Raw genomic sequence first — 19,528 nt, 5'->3', positions numbered from 1 at the left:
GACCCTCACATCAGCATCCCGATGGTCTCGGTCACGACGTCCGGGCTCGTATACCGCCTCTCCGGCAACCGTGCGAGCGCCCGCAGGATGTCGCCCGGTGCACCTGCCTCGCGGGCGTAGGCGACCAGGCTCTGCCGGGTCGCCGGGTAAGGGGCGTCGCGGAGGTACTCGTGAACGCGGGACGTGGTCATGGCGGTTGGCAACGCCGTCTCAATCACCTCCTTTCCGGCTCCTATGGAGCGGGGTCTATTTGACCGTACCCCTCACCGGTGCGGGATAAGACTATACGTTGGGGCCGCCCCAGAAGGGCGAGTTATCGGGAGAAGACGTATGATTCAGACACGGGGAAGCGGCATACTCCTGCATATCACGTCCCTGCCGTCGCCGTACGGCATCGGGGACTTCGGCCCGGCGGCATACCGGTTCGTCGAGGCGCTTGAGCGGGCACGGCAGCACTACTGGCAGATCCTGCCGCTCAACCCGACAGAGGCGGCGTACGCCCACTCCCCCTATTCGAGCCCGTCGGCGTTCGCCGCAAACACCCTCCTCATCAGCCCGGAGATGCTTATCCGGGAAGGCTACCTCAGGAAGAGCGAACTGGAGCCGGCGCCCGGTTTTCCGGACGGGCGGGCGGCCTACGAGGCGGCCGTGTGGTACCACGAGCGGCTGTTTGCGGCTGCATACGAGCGGTTCCGCTACTCCGGGCCGGATCGCAGGTTCGAAGCGTTCTGCGACGGGGCGGGATGGTGGCTCGACGACCACGCGCTCTTCGTCGCGTTAAAAGACCATTTCCGCGGGCAGGCGTGGACCCGGTGGCCGGACGAGATCCGGGCCCGGGAACCGGAAGCCCTCAAGGAGATGCGCGAACTGCTCGACGACCAGATACGAAAGGAGAAGTTCCTCCAGTACATCGCCGCCCGGCAGTGGTCGGCCCTCCGCCGGTACTGCACCGACCACGGCATCCAGGTCATCGGCGATATCCCGATCTACGTCGCCTACGACAGCGTCGACGTCTGGGCGAACCCCGGGATCTTCAAACTGGACGAAGACCTCCGCCCGACCGTGGTGGCGGGGGTGCCGCCCGATATCTTCAGCAAGACGGGGCAACTCTGGGGGAACCCGGTCTACGACTGGGCCGCACTCCGAAAACGGGGGTACAACTGGTGGGCGGGCAGGCTCGCCCGGTCCGGCGAACTCTACGACCTCTTCCGGATCGACCACTTCCGGGCGTTCGCCGACTACTACGAGATCCCGGCGGGCGATCCGACGGCGGAGCACGGGACCTGGGTCGACGGGCCGGGAGCCGGCTTTTTCGAGGCGCTCGTCCGAAAGCACCCCTGCTTTGCCATCGTCGCCGAAGACCTGGGGGCGAACACCCCCGCCGTCCAGGCCCTCCTCGACCGGTTCGACTTCCCAGGGATGAAGATCCTCCTCTTCGCGTTCGGCGAGGGGATCGCAGGAAGCGCCCACATCCCGCACAACTACGTCCATAACCTCATCTGCTACACGGGGACGCACGACAACAACACGGCACGGGGATGGTTTGAGGAGGAGGCGACGGATGAGGATAAAGAGCGGTTCTTCGCCTACGCCGGGCGGGAGGTGAGGGCGGACTCTGTCCACCGGGAGTTCGTCCGGCTCGGGATGACATCGGTCGCCCGGGCATGTATCGTTCCCATGCAGGACGTTCTCGGCCTCGGCGCCGCGGCACGGATGAACTACCCCTCGACCACCACAGGGAACTGGGAGTGGCGGATGACGCCGGAGGAGTTCGCCGGTGCGCCGTTCGAGTGGCTCCGGGAACTCACGGAACTCACCGGGCGGGGGTGAGTCGGTGGTCCTGGAACCTTAACGCTGGATGATCCTCTAGATAGCCTTGCCCAGAGTTGCTCCAGAGCACGGATCTCCATCGGATATCGCCACGCACTGCCCCCGCCCCTCAGGGGCGGGGGAGGAGGCCGGAGGCCGGGAGGGGTGGGGTTACAACCATCCTCATATGAGGTGTAGACAGGGGAGAGGGCATGCCCCCTCCCCGCGAGCCGCCTCCCCCAGTGGCGATATCCCCATGGTCCAGTGTATCGGGCACTCTCGGAAACACGCTAGTTTCCATGTTCTGGGACAACACGACCTACTTGATGGTCTCTCCGGAGTCCAGAAGTCAAAGAGCAGGAGCACCCCTTCTACCGGGTTGCTTTTGAGGCCGCCATCTGGATCAATATCTGGAAGTCAGCCCCTCGAGTTCCTCGCGGATCGTCCGGCGGACCATCTCCTCGATGGCGGTGTAGTCACGCTTCGCCTTCTCCTGCTTTGCGATCATCTCTTCCATCTTCATGATCCCGAGCGAGAGGTTCTTCCCATACTTGAGGGCGACCTCCAGCGCCTCCTCGTCGACCCGGACGACTCTGGACATAGAGGGATCTTTTTCGGGCCGGGATTTAATTGTTACAGTTTTGTTACAGCATAGTCAAGATTGTTACAATGCTGTTACATCTCCGAGGATCTCGTAACATCTCCGTTACACGAGCCGTTCGGGCAGAAGATCCGCCCCCTTTCGGCCCCGGCCCCTTTAGAGATACGCCTCCGTCGCGTAGCGACGCATCATCCGGTGCGTGTTGAAGTAATAGGCTATCTTCGCGATCGAGCTCCGCATGATCGTCGCCCACTCGTCCTTCCGGAGGTAGTAGGTGGGGATGATCAGGTACTCGAGTTTGCTGTAAAGGTCCTGGAGTTCCCGGGCCCGCCGTTCGGCCTCGCTCACCGGGGCACCGGGTCCGGGGCCGATCGCCCACCCCGTCGTCCCCTCGATCCAGCCCTCGATCCACCACCCGTCGAGAACGCTGAAGTTGACCACGCCGTTCAAGGCGGCCTTCATGCCGCTCGTGCCGCTCGCTTCGTAGGGTGGGAGGGGCGTGTTCAGCCAGACGTCCACCCCCGCGGTCATCAGGCCCGCAATATCCATCGAGTAGTTCTCGAGGTAGACGCCCGTCACCTCCCCCTCAAGGTCGTGCATGGCGTCGTGGACCCGGCGGATCTCCTGCCTGCCGGCCGCGTCGGCCGGATGGGCCTTCCCGGAAAAGACGAGCTGGATCGTCCCCCGCCTGCCGGCCTCCCGCAGTTTCTCAAGGTCCGAGAAGAGCAGGGCTGCCCGCTTGTAGGCCGCCGCCCGCCGGGCAAACCCGATCGTGAGGGCGGAAGGGTCCAGGTCGACGCCGTTCTTCTCCCTGACGTAGTCCACCAGGGTCTGCTTAGCCTGTCGGTGGGCGTGCCTGATATCCTCGTGCGGGATCTTGTCGACCCTGACGAGCAGCTCCGGCTCCTGCGCCCAGCCGGTGATGTAGCGGTCGTAAAGATCCCGGAACGGTCCCGACGTCCACGTGTGCGGGTGAACGCCGTTCGTCACCGCACGGATGTGAAAGGCCGGAAAGAGCCGTTGCGAGAAGTTCATGTGCGCCGTCGTCACGCCGTTGACGTACCTGCTCAGGCGGAACGCAAGGGTCGCGAGCGCAAGCCCGTTGTCCCCGACGTACTGCCCGAGCAACTCCGGCGGGACCTCCCCCCTGAGCAGGCGAACCGCCATCTCACGCGGGAACGTCTCGAACGCCGTCGCCACCGGGGTATGGGTGGTAAAGATACAGTGTGTCTGCACCTTCTCTTCGTCCATACCCGGGCGCCTGAGGAGCTCGAGGGTGAGGAGGCTCGAGTGGCTCTCGTTGATATGGTACTTGCCGACCCTGATCTCCTGTGCCGCGAGCATCCGGGCCCCGCCGATCCCGAGCACGATCGCCTGTTTGAACCGGTACTCCTGGTCGCCGCCGTAGAGGCAATCGGTTATCCCCCGGTCATCCGGCGTGTTCTCCGGGAGGTCGGTATCGAGGAAGAAGACCGGCACGAGGCCGCCAACAGGGCTCCAGTAGTCGTAGATCCAGGCCCTGATCGCGACGTTCGCATCCCCGATCCGCACCGTCACCCGCTCGGGGAGTTCCCGCATGTGCCCCCGCGGCTCCCACTCGTCCGGAAGGTCGACCTGATCGCCCTCCGGGGTCAGCCGCTGCCGCACGTAGCCTTTCCGGTTGACGAGCGTCACCGCGACCATCGGGATGAAGAGGTCGGCGCTCGAACGGATGACGTCCCCGGCAAGCACCCCAAGACCGCCGCTGTAGGTCGGTATATCGCTCTCGAGACCGATCTCCATCGAGAAGTAGGCGATCTTCTCCCCCTCGACGAACGTATCCCTGCAGAGTTTGTTCGAGAAGTAGTAGGTCCCGCCCCGAATATCCACTGAATACGTTGCCGTTGCCGGGTCCACCGGCATCCCGCAGACAGGGTCCCTCGCCGCCATGGCCCTGCATTCCCTCTGCTCCATATGAACCTGCCTGTGCCCGGACAGCGGCACCTATATACGATCCGGTAGAGAGGGGCGGGCGGAAGAGCCATGGAGCGTCAGGTGATCGGCACCGACGAGGCCCGGGGCATGGCCGTCGACGACCTCTACCGGGTTCTATCCTCCCGGCGGGACGGCCTGTCCGGGTCCGAGGCAGGGGACCGGATCCGGAAGTACGGCTACAACGAGATCCCCGAGAAGGAAGAGAGCGCGGTCAAAAAGTTCCTGCACTACTTCTGGGGCCCCATAGCGTGGATGGTCGAGGCGGCGCTCGTCATCTCCGCCGTCATAGGGCGCTGGGAGGACTTCGCGATCATCCTCCTCCTCCTCCTCGTGAACGCGGTCGTCGGTTTCTGGCAGGAGCGCCAGGCCGGAAACGCCATCGCCATGCTGAAAAAGAGGCTCGCGCTCGAGGCAAGGGTGCTCCGCGACGGCCGGTGGCAGACGATCGCCGCACGGGACCTCGTTCCCGGCGATATCGTCCGGGTCAGGTATGGGGATGTCGTGCCTGCCGATATCAAACTCGTCGAAGGTGACTTCCTCTCGGCCGACGAGTCCGCGCTCACCGGGGAGTCGATGCCGGTCGAGAAGCACGTATCGGATATAGCCTACTCCGGCTCCACCGTCAAACAGGGGGAGATGACCGCGCTCGTGGTGGCAACAGGGGAGAAGACCTTCTTCGGCCGGACCGCCCGTCTCGCCGGGGAGGCGGCGACGGTCAGCCACTTCCGGAAGGCCGTCGTCAGGATCGGCGATTACCTGATCGTGCTCGCGGTCGCCCTCGTCACCGTGGTCTTCATCGTCTCGATCATCCGGCAGGAGAGTCTCCTCGAAACCCTCCAGTTCGCGCTCGTCCTGGTCGTGGCGGCCATCCCCGCGGCGATGCCGGCCGTCCTCTCGATCACCATGGCCGTGGGGGCGACGGCGCTTGCGCGGAAGGAAGCCATCGTCAGCAGACTCGTCGCCATCGAGGAGATGGCCGGGGTGGACGTCCTCTGCACCGACAAGACCGGGACAATCACGGAGAACAGGCTCACCCTCGCCGATGTCGTCCCGTTTGAAGGGTTCGGGAAGGACGACGTCCTGCTTGCCGCCCTCCTCGCGTCCCGCGAAGAGGACCGGGACCCCATCGACGTCGCGATCATCGAGTCAGAGGAGGCGCAGGACCTCAAAGAACGGCTTTCCGCTTTCACCGTCACTGGCTTCAAGCCCTTCGATGCGGTGATAAAGCGTACCGAGGCCACGGTCCGGGGCGGCGACGGCCGCGAGTTCTCGGTCGCAAAGGGTGCGCCGCAGGTGATCCTCGCCCTCGCCGGCGAGAGAAAGGATCTCCGGGAGAGGGTCGACCGCCTCTCCGAAACCTTCGCGAAGAAAGGTTACCGGATGCTCGGCGTCGCAAGGAGCGACGCCCCCAACACCTGGGTATACGCCGGCGTCCTCGGCCTCCACGACCCGCCCCGCGACGACTCCGCGGCAACCATCAAAACGGCGGCGGATATGGGGCTCGACGTCAAGATGGTCACCGGCGACCACACCGCGATCGCCCGGGAGGTCGCCCGGGAGGTGGGCCTCCGGACGGAGATCACCACCGCCGATGCCTTCGTAAAGGAGAGCGACCCGAAAGCCGCGGAGATCGTCGAAGAAGCGGCCGGGTTTGCCGAGGTCTTCCCCGAACACAAATACCGGATCGTCTCCCTCCTCCAGTCGCGGGGGCACATCGTCGGCATGACCGGAGACGGCGTGAACGACGCCCCCGCGCTCAAAAAGGCTGACGTCGGGATCGCCGTCGCGGGAGCAACGGATGCAGCGAAGTCGGCGGCCGCGATCGTCCTTACAAAACCGGGCCTCTCAGTGATCATCGACGCGATCAAAGAGAGCCGGATGATCTTTCAGCGCATGAGCCACTACGTCACCTACCGGATCGCCGAAACCATCCGCGTCCTCTTCTTCATCACTCTCTCGATCCTGATCTTCGGGTTCTTCCCGATCACCGCCCTGATGATCGTCCTCCTTGCCCTCTTAAACGACATCCCGATCATGACCATCGCCTGGGACAACGTCCTCTACTCCCGGTCGCCCGAACGGTGGAAGATGCGCGAGATCCTCACGCTCTCGACGATCATCGGGTTTGTGGGCGTCGTATCCTCCTTTACCCTGCTTGCCATCGCGCAGGGACCGTTCAACCTCCCCCTGGACGTCATCCGGTCGCTCGTCTTCCTCAAACTCGCGGTCGCCGGCCACCTCACCGTCTTCGTCGCCCGCACCCGGGGCCCGTTCTGGTCCGTCCGGCCCGCCCCGGTCCTGCTCGGGGCGGTTATCGTCACGCAGACAGTCGCGACCCTGATCACCGTCTACGGATTCATCATAACGCCCATCGGCTGGCCGCTTGCGGTCTTCATCTGGGTCTACGCGCTCGTCTGGGCGCTCGTGATCACGGACCCGATAAAGGTCTACGCCTACCGCCTCATCGACCGCGGCAGTATACCGTTTGTCCGGTGAGGGAGATCCCTCACCGGGGCAACGGGGCCATCCTCTTTGCCGCTGAAAGCCGCTCCTCGACCTCGGCCACACGGAGGGTGATCTTCAGGATCGCATCGGGCTCGACCGATATCGAGTCGATCCCCTGCTCTACCAGGAAGTCGGCGAACTCCGGGTAGGTGCTCGGCGCCTCGCCGCAGAGTCCGCTGTGCCGTCCGTTCCGCCGGCACCCCTCGACGGCCATAGCGACCATCCGTTTGACCGCCGGGTCGCGCTCGTCGAAGGCCCCGCCCACGACCGCCGAGTCGCGGTCGATGCCGAGGACGAGCTGGGTCAGGTCGTTTGAGCCGATCGAGAACCCGTCGAAGTACTCGCTGAATGCATCTATCTCGACGACGTTGCTCGGCACCTCGCACATCTGGTAGACCTGGAGACCGTTCTCGCCCCGGCGCAGATCGTTCTTCGCGAGCTCCTCGATGACCCGCTTTGCCTCCTCCACCCGGCGGCAGAAGGGGATCATGATGATCAGGTTCGTCAGGCCCATCTCCTCTCTGACCCGCTTCAGCGCCCGGCACTCGAGGCTGAACCCTTCCCGGTAGCGCTCGTCGTAGTAGCGGGAAGCGCCGCGGAACCCGAGCATCGGGTTTGCTTCCTCGGGCTCGAAGTAAGCACCGCCGAGAAGGCTCGCGTACTCGTTCGTCTTGAAGTCGCTCGTCCGGACGACGACGGGGTTCGGGTAGAACGCCGCGGCGATCGTCCCGACGCCCTCCGCGAGCCGCTCGACGAAGTATTCCTCCCCGTCCGGGTAGCCGTAGGTGAGGTCCGCGATCGATTGCCGGACGGAATCGTCCGTGACCCGGTCGGGGTGGACGAGCGCCATCGGGTGGACTTTGATGTAACTGCTGATGATGAACTCCATCCGGGCGAGTCCGATGCCGTCGTTCGGGAGCATAGCGAGCCCAAAGGCCATATCGGGATTCCCGAGGTTCATCATCACCTCGGTCCGGGGCCGCTGCAGGTCCGAGAGCCGGGTCTTCTCGACGTGGAACGGGAGGGCCCGATCGTAGATGAACCCCTCCTCCCCCTCGGCGCAGCTCACCGTCACCTCCCGGCCCGTCGGGACCTTCTCGGTCGCGTCGCCCGTCCCGACGACGGCAGGGATGCCGAGTTCCCGGCTGACGATCGCGGCGTGGGATGTTCGCCCGCCCCGGTTCGTCACGATGGCGGCGGCCGTCTTCATCACGGGCTCCCAGTCGGGCGTCGTGGTGTCGGAGACCAGGATCTCCCCCGGCTTGAACTCCGGGAGGCGGCTGACGTCGGTGACGATCCGGGCCTTTCCGGCGGCAATCTTATCCCCGATGCTCTTCCCGGCGGCGAGCACCATCCCCCGCTCGTCGAGGCGGTAGGTCTCGAGGACGTCTCCCGCCTTCTGCGACTGCACCGTCTCGGGCCGGGCCTGGACGACGAAGAGTTCCCCGGTCTCGCCGTCCTTCGCCCACTCGATATCCATCGGCACCGGTTTATTGGCCTTCGCCGAGTAATGGTCCTCGATCGTGAGCGCGTACCCGGCAAGCGTCAGGATATCGTCGTCGTCGATACAGAACCTCTTCCGGTCGGCCTCCGGGACATCGACCCTCCGGGTGACCTCCTTCGTCCCCCCGTGGCCGTAGATCAGTTTCACTCTCTTCTCGCCGAGGTTCTTCCTGACGATCGCCCGGTAGCCCTTCCGGAAGGTCGGCTTGAAGACGTAGAACTCGTCGGGGTTGACGGCGCCCTGGACGATCATCTCGCCGAGGCCATAGGAACCAGTGATGAGGACCACATCCCGGAAACCGGTATCGGTGTCGAGCGTGAAGATGACCCCGCTCGATGCCAGGTCGGAGCGGACCATCTTTATGACCCCGACCGAGAGGGCGACCTTGAAGTGGTCGAAGCCGTTGTCCACCCGGTAGGCGATCGCCCGGTCGGTGAAGAGGGAGGCGAGGCACCGGACGTAGGCCTCCCGGAGCGCCTGGTAGCCGCGGATGTTCAGGAAGGTCTCCTGCTGGCCCGCGAATGAGACCGTCGGGAGGTCTTCGGCGGTGGCGCTCGACCGGACGGCGACGTCGGCGTCGGGCCCGTACTCGTCGCAGAGCATATCGTAGGCTGTCCGGATCTCATTCCAGAGGTCGTCGGGGACCCCTGCCGAAAGGATCAGGTCGCGGGCCCGCCTTCCCCGCTTTGCGATGTCGGCGACGTCGCTGCGGTCGAGCCCGGCAAGTGCCTCTTTGAGGTCGTCGAGGATCCCTGCGGATGCAAGGACGTGCCGGTAGCCTTCGGCGGTCACGGCGAACCCGTCGGGGATCTTCACGCCCTTCTGGGTGAGTTCGCTGTACATCTCGCCGAGCGATGCGTTCTTCCCGCCGACCAGGCCGACGTCCTCGTTTCTCGTGTCGGCAAGCCAGCGGATGTAGGTAGCGTCCTGCTTCATGCTCTCCCTCCGGCAGGCGCCTCTGCCGGCACCCGGTAGGTCCCGGCGACGACGTTCTGCGGGTTCCCGGCAAAGAACGCCCTGATGTTCTCGATGCTTGCATCGAGGATCCGGTCGACCGCCTCCCGCGTATTGAAGGCGTTATGGGGGGTGAGGATCGCCTTATCGGAGTGCAGCAGGCCGAAACTCTCGAGCGCATCCCGGAGTTCGTCTTCCGACGCCTCGCCGGCCCCCTGGAACTCCTCCTGGATCCAGACTTCTTCGCCCTCGAAGGTGTCGAACGCGACTCCCCCGAGCCGGCCCTCGCGTAGAGCGTCCGCGACCGCTCCCGTATCCACCACGCCGCCCCGTGAGGTGTTGACGAGGAGCACGGTATTTTTCACGAGCCGCAGCCGCCCGGCATCGATCAGGTGGTGCGTCGCCTTCGTGTAGGGGACATGCAGGCTGATGACGTCCGCCTGCCGGAGAACGTCATCAAGGTCCATGTAGCGGACGCCGTACTCCTCCGTGAGGGCCGGGTTCGGCCTCAGGTCGTAGGCGATCACCTCCATCCCCGCCGCGTGGGCGATGCGGGCGAGGTGCGACCCGATGCGTCCGGTCCCGATCAGGCCGAGGGTCTTACCGGCGAGGTCCATGCCCTGCAGTCCGACCCGCGAGAAGTCGCCCCGGTCCGTTCGCTCAAACGTCGGCCTGAACCGCCGGGCGAGGGCCAGGATGAGCCCGAACGCGAACTCCGCCACCGTGGACTCACCATAGTGCGGCACGTTAGAGACGGCGATGTTCCGCTCCCGGCAGGCAACGGAGTCGATATGGTCGAACCCCGTGGACATGGCGGCGACCATCTTGAGGTTCGGCAACCGGTCGAGGACCTCGCGGGTGACGCGGGACATGACGAAGACCCCGATGCCGTCGGCATCGCGGGCAACCGATACGTTCTCGATCGTGAGCGGTTCGGTGTGCAGGGCGAGATCGTAACCGCTCGGCCCGGCGAACGCCCTCCCGATCACGTCCTGTTCATGCTCATCGAGGCCGAAGAAGACTAATTTAGTCATCCCCTCACTCCCGGGACGCCATGTAGGCGGCGATATCGACCATCCTCTTCGCGTAGCCGAACTCGTTGTCGTACCAGACCAGGACCTTGACCATCCGCCCGCCGACGACGCTCGTGGAGAGCCCGTCGACGACCCCGGAGTGCGGGTCTCCGACGATATCGGCCGATACAATCGGATCCAGGGTATACGCGAGGTATCCCTTCATCCTTCCTTCCGCCGCCTTCTTCATCGCGGCGTTCACCTGGTCCGCCGACGTCTCGCGTTTCAGTTCCGCGACGATATCGAGGACGGACCCATCGGGGATGGGGGCCCGGACGGCTATCGCGTCCATCTTCCCGGTGAGTTCGGGCAGAACCCGGGTGGTGGCGACGGCGGCCCCGGTCGTCGTCGGGATGAGCGAGACGGCCGCGGCCCGTCCACGGCGCGGTTTCTTCGCTGCCCGATCAACCAGTGCCTGGGTGGCGGTGTAGGCGTGGATCGCCGTCGCCATCAGGCGTTCGACACCGAAGGCGTCGTTCAAGACCTTCGCCGCCGGCGCGAGCGCATTGGTCGTGCAGGACGCGTTCGAGACGACGGTGTGCTTTGCGGGGTCGTAGGTACCCTCGTTGACCCCGAGCACGACCGTATGGTCGGCGTCGGGCGAGGGTGCGCTGATGACGACCCGTGATGCCCCGGCGTCCAGGTGCTTCGCGGCGCCCGCCCGCTCCGTGAAGTGCCCCGTGCACTCGAGCACCATATCCACACCGAGGTCCTTCCACGGGAGGCGGGTCGGATCCCTCTCGTGCAGCACCCGCACATCCTTCGGCCCGAACCGGATATGGTCCGGGCCGGCCTCGACCGGGAACGGCGCCCGCCCGTGGACCGAGTCGTACTTCATCAGGTAGGCGAGTTCTTCCGTCGGGTTTGGATCGTTCACCGCGACGATCTCGATCTTCTCCGGCGGATCGGTCAGGTAGTTGTAGAGAACTTTCCGCCCAATCCGCCCGAACCCGTTGATGGCAACCTTCTTCATGACACTTCCCCCTGTCAGACAGGTGGCCCTCTGCGGGATGGTATATATGATCTTCCTTCATCCGGGGATGGTGCCGCGGAAACTCGCCGGTTCGGGGGCAGTTTGGGTTTTCCGGCCGCAGGGTTTCGCGCCGTCCGGACCCTGCGACACCGCCGGAGGCCGACACTCCCTCTGAAAGCCGGCGCGATGGTCGCCTTCCGGGGCCACGGATCTCCACCGGATATCGCACCTGACGGTGCTCGTGCTCCGGATGTCCCATCCATCGCAATCGCCATGACCGGCCTCGGTCCGCGTGGGAGGGGCGGGGGATGCCGGAGAAGAACTTTGGGGTGACATTCTGCCCGGGGAGATCCCGGAAAAAGACCGGCAACTGACCAGATCCCTCAACCACTAATTTAGTGGAAATTAGTAGTTCGTTGGTAGTTCACTGTAACGATGCTCGGGGGAGGCGCAGCGGGGTCCCCGGCCACCCGATATACCGGGGAAACGAAGTTCCGAGGGCGACACCGTGCGGTCGGATGACTCCGCGCAATCTGTGCAAGCACCTCCTGCACAAATACCACATCCCGGTACGCCCATGCAAATGATGAGCCCCCCGGGATGCCTTTATGTGCCCTTGCTGATATATACTCAACAAGTGATGAGAGAAAGTCAACATCTGTTGAATAATATTCAACAAAACGAGAACCCCGGCCGGCAGCTCCTGGATGAAGAGACACCCGCAGCAGACGGGAACACCCCGCCCGGCAACCCCCACCCCTGGGACTTCCTGGACGCATACGGATCGCTCTTCCGGAGATCGTCGTTGATCCTCCTCGTCCTGCTCGGGAGGGACTACACGAGGAAGTTCCATGTCCGGGAGATCTCCCGGATAGTGCATCGCGATGTCTCGCTCGTCAGCAAAAACCTCAAAGACCTCGAGACGATGGGCCTGGTCACCCGCGAAGATGTGGGAAACCTCGCCTTTTACCAGGCAAATATGGAGAGTACCCTCCTGCGGCAGATGAAGGTCTGGTTCACGCTCCTTGAACTGCAGCCCCTCATCCGGGACCTGCGGGGTATGACGACGAACGTTATCCTCTACGGAAGTTGTGCGCGAGGGGAGGATACGCCCGCAAGCGATATCGACCTCTATGTCGAGACCCTCGACAAAGAGCCTATCCAGGAGATCTTACATATGCACCGGAACACCCTTGCGCGAGAACTCTCCCCGATCGTCAACACGCCGGATGAAACCTATCGATTAAAGACCAGGGATGCCGCATTCTTCGATACTATCCAGCAGGGTATTGTTCTTATCGGGTGAGGGATGTCATACAAATTCCAGGATTGTTTGAGCCGTCGAGGTGTGGTCAAACGGCCCGCGAACAGGGCGACGGTCGAGAGGGAGCTCACTGAAACAAAGGGAGATCTCGACTCGGCAAAGAAATCGCTTCTCGAATCCGACTTTAAGTGGACCATCATCAAGGCATACTATTCCATGTTTCATGCCTGCAAATCGCTGCTCTTCAGTGCCGGTTACGTCGAGAAGAGCCATGAGTGCCTTATAGCCGCCATCGAAGAGTTGTTCACCGATAGAGGAATCCTGCCTCTCCTGCAATCGTCTCCGACCTCCGGAGAGCGAAGACTGCACGAGAGGCAGCCGACTATGGTCTGACGTACGGGGAAGCCTCTGCAAACGGAACCGTGCAGGATGCGGAGCAGATCTTCGATACAATCTCCGGCTACCTTGTAAAACAGGGGTTCGAGGCGCCTTCCCCGTAATTGCAGAGATGCCCGGCGGAGGGTAATGATAACCCACGTTACTTCCCTGACTTCTCCCACTTTTACAATCGTTGGACCGTAGTATGGACCCGTTGCGAAGCCGATGATGGTCTGCAGACGGGCCGCCTCGGGGCAAGTGAACCGGGAAGGGTTCAACCCAATACTTCCAGGATTGAGATGCACAATTGGTCCGATTAGCGATGAACGGGCGATAAAATGAGCAGACATTCAGCCGGATAATGACATTTCGACGCCTTCGGGATTAGCATGACCTCTGGAACGGAGCATGCCTCTTGCGTTCGCATCGTCTTCCACGGGAAGATAGACGTGAGGGACCGCACCCTCCCACAGGCCGGAGCGCACGTATGCGCATCCCCCCCTCCGGGAGGGGGCCACCACCCTCACCTATCCCGGCCCGGCCTGCCGCGCCACGCCCCGTGCAGCCGCCGCGACCTCCTCCGGGTCGCCAAGGTAGTAGCGCCGGACGGCCGTTAAGTCCCCGCCCAGTTCGTAGACTAAAGGATAGCCGGTGGGGATGTTGAGGGCCGCGATCTCGTCGTCGGGGACCCCGTCCAGGTGCTTGACCAGGGCCCGGAGGCTGTTGCCGTGGGCGGCGACCAGGACCGGTTTGCCTGCCGCAAGGTCCCTCTTGATGCAGTTCTCCCAGCAGGGGAGCACGCGCTTGAGCGTATCGTGCAGGGACTCGGTCGCAGGAAGGCTCTCCGGGTCGAGGTCCGCATAGCGGGAGTCGAACCGCGGGTGCCTTGGATCGTCCCATGCGAGCGGGGGCGGCCGCACGTCGTATGCCCGTCGCCAGAGGTGCACCTGCTCCGCACCGTACTTCCCGGCGGTCTCCTGCTTGTTCAAGCCCTGCAGGGCGCCGTAACTCTTCTCGTTTAACCGCCAGGAACGGTGCACCGGGACGTACATAAGGTCGAGGTCGTCCATGACGATCCAGAGCGTCCGGATCGCCCGCTTCAGGACTGAGGTGTAGGCGACGCTGAACGTATACCCGCCGCCCCCGAGGAGTTCAGCCGCGCGATGCGCCTCCTTTATACCCTGCGGCGTGAGGTCGATGTCGGTCCAGCCCGTGAACCGGTTCTCCCTGTTCCAGGCGCTCTCGCCGTGCCTTAGCAGGATCAACGTTGCCATAGTACTCTTCTTCCGCACCCGGTATGGGACCCACCCGGATAAAACCCTTGCATATGCAGGAAGGTGCCCGGCGAACGATGCCGCAACGCCCAAATACGGCGGGACAGCTCGCCCCTCGCCATTAGGCGGCATAACATAACAGAACCCAGATAAACCATATAATCACCGGGTTTGACAAACCGGCCATGTATAGGTTCGATTTTTTTCGTAGCCTACAATTCATTTATCACTCATTCCCGCCCATATGCAGGTGTATGGCACCGAACAGACAAAGGAACAGGAACACCATCCTCACGGCGGCATCGCTCTTCGTCATAGTCGTGGCGTGCATCGTCGTCGCGGGGTGCACGGGGGGCACGTCGACGCCCGGTACGGTCGTCGGGCTTGCCGGAACCTCCTGGACTCTCGATTCGTACCTCGACGAGAACGGCACGCTCGTCCCGGTTCTGCCGGGAACGGAGGTCACGGCGGCCTTCGGCCCCGACGGCAAGGTCGCCGGCTCCGCCGGGTGCAACGGCTACGGCGGCGACTACCAGCTCGACGGCACGAGCCTCTCGGTCTCTTCGCTCGTCCAGACGCTGAAACTCTGCACGGAGCCCGAAGGCATCATGGAGCAGGAGGCGCGGTTCATCGATCTCCTCGGCTCGGCGGCTGAATGCCGGATCGAGAACGACCGGCTCGTCATCACCGACGCTGCTGGAGCGACGACGCTCATCTTCGTTGAGGAAGACGCGCCCACGGGGCTCGCGGGAAACACCTGGTGGACGCTTGTGAGCCTCGCCGGGGAGAACGGCACCCAAACGCCGGTCCTTGACGGCACGGGCGTGACGGTGACCTTCAGCGCAGAGGGCAGCCTCGGCGGATCGGCCGGGTGCAACCACTACAGCGCGGACTACACCGTGGACGGCGCAACCCTCACCATCAAGCCGGCCGTCAGGACCGAGATGTACTGCAACGAGCCGCCCGGCATCATGGACCAGGAGGACCGCTACCTTGCGCTCCTGACCGATGTCGCCTCCTACCGGATGGAGGCCAACAGGCTGATCCTCGCCGACAGCGACGGCACCGACCTGCTGGTCTTCGAGAAAGCCGCACAAACGCCCAACCTCCCGCTCGTCGGAACGGACTGGGTGCTTGAGTCCTACAGCACCAATGGAGACGCGATCTCCTCGGTGATCGTCGGCACGAAGGTCACCGCGAACTTCGCGGCCGACGGCAACGTCGGCGGGAACGCCGGGTGCAACCACTACGGCGGCGAGTACTCCCTCGACGGCGCGAACCTCTCGGTCTCGTCGCTCTTCAGCACCCTGATGTACTGCGAGACGCCGGGGGTCATGGAACAGGAGGCGGCGTTCATGAGCCACCTCGCGAACGTCTCCTCCTACCGGACGGAAGGCGACCGCCTGATCCTCACGGACGCGGAGGGCACCGACCTCCTCTTCTTCGTGCAGGCCGAGGAGGTCCCGCCGGCACCGCTCGCCGGGACGGAGTGGACGCTCGAGTCCTTCAGCAGCCCCGACGGGGAGTCCGTCTCCTCGGTGATCGCAGGGACCACGATCACCGCGGTCTTCTCGCCCGACGGCAACGTCGGCGGCAACGCCGGGTGCAACTCCTACGGGGCCGGCTACCAGCTCGACGGCGCTGAACTCAGCATTGAGCCGCCGATCAGCACGAAGATGTACTGCGGCGAGCCGGAAGGCGTCATGGAGCAGGAGAACCGGTACCTCAACCTCCTTACCTCGGTTGCAGGCTACCGGATCGACGGGAACCGGCTCGATCTCCTCGATGAATCAGGAGCGACCCTGCTCACGTACAGCGCGGGCCGGGCCTGATCCCTACCCCATCTCCGGCTCAGGGGCCGCACGGCCCCTGCCCGATTTTACCCATTTCACCCCGCCGGAGCGACCGTCTATCTCTTAGAAGCGCTCTCCGGACGGAAACCCCGGATCGGCCCAGGACGCATCCGATCCGGGGGGAGAGGAGAATCGAGAGGATTTTGATGGAAATGGGTTATTATTTCTTCTCTCGCCTCCCATGCCTACCCGAAAGAGATGGGACGAGAGGGACAGAACATACTTGCAAAGACGGCATTCCTGATCGTCGTGGCGGCGTGCATCGTCTCGGTCGCCTGGACCGGCGGTGCGGACACGTCCCCCGACGAGACCGACCGCATCACCGAACCACTTAGCGGGACGGCATGGAACCTGGTCGAGTTCCGCGCCGATAACGGTTCCGTAGTCGCGCCCCTGCACGGGAAGGCGCCGCTCATCGCCTTCGGCGAGAGCGGAACGCTCACGGGGTCCGCCGGGTGCAACCTCTATTCCGCCTCCTACCGGATCAACGGCTCCACCATTGCAGTGGAACCGGTCGTCGCCACCGCGGCCTACCCCGCGAATGAGCAGGAACTCGTCCGGCAGGAGAACCGCTACCGGGAACTCCTCGTGGCGGCCGCCTCCTACCGGGTCGAGGACAACCGGTTGACGATCTCCGGGCCGTCCGGCCGCGAACTCCTCGCCTTTGCGCGGGCAGAGCAGCCCGAGAGCGCGCCGCTGCTTGCGACCGAATGGCACCTTGCCCGCTACACCAACGGCAGCGGCAGCACCGTCGCATCGCCGGTGCCCGGCACCGATATCACCCTGGTCTTCGACGGCGACGGCACGCTCTCGGGGTCGGCAGGGTGCAACGCCTACTCGGCCCCCTACCGGGTCAACGAGACGGGGCTTAGCGTGGATCGGGTCATCGCGACGAAAGCCTCCTTTACCGAGCCCGCCGGCGTCATGGAGCAGGAGAAGGCCTACCTCGACCTCCTCCGGTCGGCGGCGGGCTACCGGATCGTCGGGGACACCCTCGCGGTCATCGACGGCAGCGGCAGGGCGATTCTCTTCTTTACTACGGAAGGCTGAGAAGAGTCCATCAGGACACTTTTTTGCAGGCTTAAAAGAGTTAGTTTGTAGGATACGACCGCCCTTCTAGCCCTCTGCCGGAAGCGAGTAGTGCATCTGGGCAAAGACCCACGCGTGGCCGGTTCCCCGGAGCACCGCCGTCATCCGCCCGTTCCGGGTCCGGGGGATGCCATCGACGACAAACCGGCAGGTCATATCGGCCATCACCCAGGCGACCGTCCCCTCGGCGCCGATGAGAACGTCGGAGAGGTCGAGCGCGACCGTCTCCGCCTCCGTAAAGCCGCGCTCGAGGTGTCGGCAATAAGCCTCCCTCCCGATCGCCTTCTCAGCGGCACCTGTGCCGAAAGCCCGGAAGTCAGGGTCGGCGAGCGCTACCAGGGTCTCGATATCCTTCCTGCCCATGGCATCCGTCATCCGCCGGAGCACCGCCATGATCTGCTCCCGTGTCTGCTCGCTGACTCGCATGAGGAGTGGTCATGTCAAAAAGAGTTATTCGTTTCGAGCAGGTGCGGCGGTTCAGACCGAAAAGACGCCGGGCGCGTCCCCGTCTCCCGGGTCTCTCCCGATCGACCGGAGGTACGCGCGGAACCCCGGCGAGCGTGCGGCCTCGACGAGGGCGGCGACGCCCTCGCCCGCGGCAAGTTCCTCTCGTATCACCAGGTCGCACGACTCGTAGCCGATCGACGTGAACCGGAGCCCCGCCTCCCGCGCTTCAAGGGCCGAACAGACCCGGATGTCCCCGGGTTCGCCGGATGGGGAGGCATCGATACCCTCCCGGTCAAGCCACGCATCGAGGAGGAACTGCGCCGCCGCGCTCTTCGGGCGGTTCGCTACCCGGAGCGATGCAAGGCTCCCGGCGTCGGGAGGATCGGCCGACGCAACCCCGAACTCCGTCCGGGCCACCGGCACCCTGAGGAGGCGCGTGTCGGGCAGGTACCGGAGCACCTGATCGCTCCATGCCGATGCGGTCTCAGGGAGAGCAACCGTAGCCGCATGGCAGGTCTTCGCCCGCAGGGCAAGCACCGCTCCAACCGTCGATGCGTTGCAGCAGTGGAGATGGTAGCCGGCCTCCGCGAGAAGGTTGCCCAGTTCGCCGAGGACGGGGTCGCGCCTCCCGACGCAGACGAGCGTCCGGGCGAGGGAAGCGGGCGGGACGGTGAGCCGGACACGCACCTCCTCGCCCGCCTCGATCCCCTCGCGAGCGGCCGGGATATGGAGGTAGCCGTTCGCCCGGACGACCGCCATCTGGATGCCGCCGCCCCGGGGATGGGGTGTCGCCCAGCAGGTGCCGTCGACCCGCCCGACCGAGACCGGGACGAACTCGTCGAACCCGAGATCGGATGCCTGCCGTCGCGCCAGCCGGACATCCAGCTCCCCGAACGGGAGCGGCTCAAGCCCCCACCACGCGAGAAGGCTCCCCGCAACCTCGCGGAGAACCGTCTGGGCGGCGACGGGATACCCCGGCATCCCGAGAACCGGCTTGCCGCCGACGTTCGCGAGCAGCACCGGTTTTCCCGGCCGGACCGCGATCCCGTGGAAGACGATCTCCCCGAGCTCCTCGACGACGTCACGGGAGAAGTCGCGGGTGCCGGCCGACGAACCCGCCGAGAGGATGACGAGATCGTTCTCGGCGACCGCCGTCTCCACCGCCTCACGGATCAGGCCGGGTTCGTCGGGAACGATCCCGTACCGGCGGCAGGTCGCCCCAATCCCGGTGAGGTAGGCCTCCGCCATGAGGGTGTTCGTCTCGATCGTCTGGCCGGGCCCCGGCGCCGTACCGAGCGGCACGAGGTCGCTCCCCGTCGGGACGATCCCGACCCGGACCGACCGGACGGCGAGCCGGGTTATCCCGTAGGTCGCGAGCGCACCGATATCGAACGGCCTGACCCGGTGGCCCTTCGGGAGGACGAGTTCCCCCGCCCGGACATCCTCACCGGTACGGCGGATGTTCTGCCCGGGTGCGGCGGACTTCCGGATCCGGGGTATGCCGCCCTCGTCCCAGGTATCCTCGATCATGACGACGGCGTCGAACGGTCGCGGGAGCACCTCGCCGGTGTTGACGCGGGCATACCCGGCAAGGGGCAGCGGCCGCTGGTCCTGCGCTCCACGGGTCTCGCCGCTCTTCACCGCGTACCCGTCGAACTTCGCGATATCGGCCATGGGAACGGAATACCCCGCATACAGGGGTTCGGCCGTCACCCTGCCGACAGCCTCTGCGAGCGGCACGGTCTCGGCGCGGCCCGGCGAGGAAAACTCCCGCCGCAGCATCGCGAGCGCCTCCGAGAGCGGAGTAAGGTTCAGGTATCTGCGTGACAT

General features: G+C 64.6%; 15 protein-coding genes. 6 read left to right on the top strand and 9 right to left on the bottom strand.

Translation table 11 applies throughout. The features are described 5' to 3' along the window. Nucleotides 1–5: 5 nt before the first annotated feature. On the bottom strand, nt 6–191 hold the full coding sequence (locus tag MchiMG62_RS06080) for a DUF2795 domain-containing protein (protein ID WP_054847872.1): 186 nt from the start codon (nt 189–191) through the stop codon (nt 6–8). A gap of 139 nt (nt 192–330) precedes the next feature. Here MchiMG62_RS06080 and malQ point away from each other — a divergent pair, with 139 nt between their 5' ends. Then, nucleotides 331–1,830: a 4-alpha-glucanotransferase gene (malQ, locus tag MchiMG62_RS06075; RefSeq protein WP_221058388.1), complete on the top strand. Its 1,500-nt coding sequence runs from the start codon at nt 331–333 to the stop codon at nt 1,828–1,830. 382 nt (nt 1,831–2,212) lie between these two features. On the opposite strand, the gene MchiMG62_RS06070 is transcribed toward malQ, so the two are convergent. Continuing rightward, entirely contained in the window at nt 2,213–2,410 is a 198-nt protein-coding gene (locus MchiMG62_RS06070) for a hypothetical protein (protein WP_054847873.1), read from the bottom strand. Nucleotides 2,411–2,566: 156 nt separating this feature from the next. Continuing rightward, on the bottom strand, nt 2,567–4,339 hold the full coding sequence (gene glgP / locus MchiMG62_RS06065; RefSeq protein WP_221058387.1) for an alpha-glucan family phosphorylase: 1,773 nt from the start codon (nt 4,337–4,339) through the stop codon (nt 2,567–2,569). A gap of 93 nt (nt 4,340–4,432) precedes the next feature. Between glgP and MchiMG62_RS06060 the strand changes: the two genes are divergently transcribed. After that, nucleotides 4,433–6,880 carry a plasma-membrane proton-efflux P-type ATPase gene (locus tag MchiMG62_RS06060; protein ID WP_221058385.1) on the top strand — a complete coding sequence of 816 codons (2,448 nt, stop codon included), beginning with the start codon at nt 4,433–4,435 and terminating at the stop codon, nt 6,878–6,880. 10 nt (nt 6,881–6,890) lie between these two features. Here the strand turns inward: MchiMG62_RS06060 and ppsA are convergent, their stop codons facing one another. Genes ppsA through gap form a run of 3 tightly spaced genes read right to left on the bottom strand, consistent with a single transcriptional unit; the run spans nt 6,891 to nt 11,393 of the window. After that, nucleotides 6,891–9,329, bottom strand: a complete 2,439-nt coding sequence (gene ppsA, locus MchiMG62_RS06055) for a phosphoenolpyruvate synthase (RefSeq protein ID WP_221058383.1) — start codon at nt 9,327–9,329, stop codon at nt 6,891–6,893. Further along, nucleotides 9,326–10,381, bottom strand: coding sequence for an NAD(P)-dependent oxidoreductase (locus tag MchiMG62_RS06050; RefSeq protein WP_221058381.1), 1,056 nt, complete (start codon nt 10,379–10,381; stop codon nt 9,326–9,328). Before MchiMG62_RS06050 ends, ppsA begins: the two co-directional genes overlap by 4 nt. A gap of 4 nt (nt 10,382–10,385) precedes the next feature. Next, on the bottom strand, nt 10,386–11,393 hold the full coding sequence (gene gap, locus MchiMG62_RS06045) for a type I glyceraldehyde-3-phosphate dehydrogenase (RefSeq protein WP_221058379.1): 1,008 nt from the start codon (nt 11,391–11,393) through the stop codon (nt 10,386–10,388). 661 nt (nt 11,394–12,054) lie between these two features. Between gap and MchiMG62_RS06040 the strand changes: the two genes are divergently transcribed. Continuing rightward, nucleotides 12,055–12,699 carry an HVO_A0114 family putative DNA-binding protein gene (locus MchiMG62_RS06040; RefSeq protein WP_244987823.1) on the top strand — a complete coding sequence of 215 codons (645 nt, stop codon included), beginning with the start codon at nt 12,055–12,057 and terminating at the stop codon, nt 12,697–12,699. A 3-nt stretch (nt 12,700–12,702) separates the two neighbouring features. Continuing rightward, nucleotides 12,703–13,050, top strand: coding sequence for a HEPN domain-containing protein (locus MchiMG62_RS06035; RefSeq protein ID WP_221058376.1), 348 nt, complete (start codon nt 12,703–12,705; stop codon nt 13,048–13,050). Nucleotides 13,051–13,562: 512 nt separating this feature from the next. Here MchiMG62_RS06035 and gpmA read toward each other — a convergent pair. After that, a complete protein-coding gene (gpmA, locus tag MchiMG62_RS06030) occupies nt 13,563–14,309 on the bottom strand; it encodes a 2,3-diphosphoglycerate-dependent phosphoglycerate mutase (protein ID WP_221058374.1) in 747 nt (248 codons plus the stop codon). Between the two features lie 254 nt (nt 14,310–14,563). On the opposite strand from gpmA, the gene MchiMG62_RS06025 reads away from it, so the two are divergent. Then, on the top strand, nt 14,564–16,141 hold the full coding sequence (locus MchiMG62_RS06025; RefSeq protein ID WP_221058372.1) for an META domain-containing protein: 1,578 nt from the start codon (nt 14,564–14,566) through the stop codon (nt 16,139–16,141). Nucleotides 16,142–16,360: 219 nt separating this feature from the next. Next, complete coding sequence (locus tag MchiMG62_RS06020; protein ID WP_221058370.1) at nt 16,361–17,212, top strand: META domain-containing protein; 852 nt, start codon at nt 16,361–16,363, stop codon at nt 17,210–17,212. Between the two features lie 66 nt (nt 17,213–17,278). Here the strand turns inward: MchiMG62_RS06020 and MchiMG62_RS06015 are convergent, their stop codons facing one another. Together MchiMG62_RS06015 and MchiMG62_RS06010 are read right to left on the bottom strand one after the other, a co-directional pair. Continuing rightward, a complete protein-coding gene (locus MchiMG62_RS06015; protein WP_221058368.1) occupies nt 17,279–17,677 on the bottom strand; it encodes a nuclear transport factor 2 family protein in 399 nt (132 codons plus the stop codon). A gap of 51 nt (nt 17,678–17,728) precedes the next feature. Further along, complete coding sequence (locus MchiMG62_RS06010) at nt 17,729–19,528, bottom strand: molybdopterin-binding protein (protein WP_221058367.1); 1,800 nt, start codon at nt 19,526–19,528, stop codon at nt 17,729–17,731.

The organism is Methanoculleus chikugoensis, from assembly GCF_019669965.1.
GTDB classification, from domain to species: Archaea; Halobacteriota; Methanomicrobia; order Methanomicrobiales; family Methanoculleaceae; genus Methanoculleus; species Methanoculleus chikugoensis.
Note: the sequence above shows the minus strand (reverse complement) of the source record. Positions and strands in the feature narration are given on the sequence as shown.

Coding starts and splice junctions, on each gene's coding strand:
- MchiMG62_RS06080 (WP_054847872.1), bottom strand. CDS start 191: ATGACCACGTCCCGCGTTCACGAGTACCTCCGCGACGCCCCTTACCCG.
- malQ (WP_221058388.1), top strand. CDS start 331: ATGATTCAGACACGGGGAAGCGGCATACTCCTGCATATCACGTCCCTG.
- MchiMG62_RS06070 (WP_054847873.1), bottom strand. CDS start 2,410: ATGTCCAGAGTCGTCCGGGTCGACGAGGAGGCGCTGGAGGTCGCCCTC.
- glgP (WP_221058387.1), bottom strand. CDS start 4,339: ATGGCGGCGAGGGACCCTGTCTGCGGGATGCCGGTGGACCCGGCAACG.
- MchiMG62_RS06060 (WP_221058385.1), top strand. CDS start 4,433: ATGGAGCGTCAGGTGATCGGCACCGACGAGGCCCGGGGCATGGCCGTC.
- ppsA (WP_221058383.1), bottom strand. CDS start 9,329: ATGAAGCAGGACGCTACCTACATCCGCTGGCTTGCCGACACGAGAAAC.
- MchiMG62_RS06050 (WP_221058381.1), bottom strand. CDS start 10,381: ATGACTAAATTAGTCTTCTTCGGCCTCGATGAGCATGAACAGGACGTG.
- gap (WP_221058379.1), bottom strand. CDS start 11,393: ATGAAGAAGGTTGCCATCAACGGGTTCGGGCGGATTGGGCGGAAAGTT.
- MchiMG62_RS06035 (WP_221058376.1), top strand. CDS start 12,703: ATGTCATACAAATTCCAGGATTGTTTGAGCCGTCGAGGTGTGGTCAAA.
- gpmA (WP_221058374.1), bottom strand. CDS start 14,309: ATGGCAACGTTGATCCTGCTAAGGCACGGCGAGAGCGCCTGGAACAGG.
- MchiMG62_RS06025 (WP_221058372.1), top strand. CDS start 14,564: ATGGCACCGAACAGACAAAGGAACAGGAACACCATCCTCACGGCGGCA.
- MchiMG62_RS06020 (WP_221058370.1), top strand. CDS start 16,361: ATGGGACGAGAGGGACAGAACATACTTGCAAAGACGGCATTCCTGATC.
- MchiMG62_RS06015 (WP_221058368.1), bottom strand. CDS start 17,677: ATGCGAGTCAGCGAGCAGACACGGGAGCAGATCATGGCGGTGCTCCGG.
- MchiMG62_RS06010 (WP_221058367.1), bottom strand. CDS start 19,528: ATGTCACGCAGATACCTGAACCTTACTCCGCTCTCGGAGGCGCTCGCG.